The 232-nt window shown below is 58.2% G+C and carries 1 pseudogene; it reads left to right on the forward strand.

Features of this window, described 5'->3' with window-relative positions:
* A pseudogene (locus KBI52_RS00020) lies at positions 1 to 232 on the forward strand (AMP-dependent synthetase); the annotation flags it as partial.

Here is a 232-nt window from a genome sequence, read left to right on the forward strand (position 1 = left end):
TTTCGCTGGCCTGATCCAGTCCCTTTCAACTGGGCGCTCGACTGGTTCGATGGAGAACTCGCCTCCAACCCCGAAAGTCGCGACCGGCCTGCGCTCTGGATCGTCGAGACCGCGACCGGCATTGAAACAAGATTTAGCTTCAAGGAACTGTCAGATCGGTCCAACCAGGTTGCGAATTTCCTGCGAACTCTGGGACTTCGTCGCGGCGATCACCTCTTGCTGCTGCTCGGCA

The sequence above is a fragment of the Microvirga sp. HBU67558 genome (assembly GCF_018069605.1).
GTDB lineage: Bacteria > Pseudomonadota > Alphaproteobacteria > Rhizobiales > Beijerinckiaceae > Microvirga > Microvirga terrae.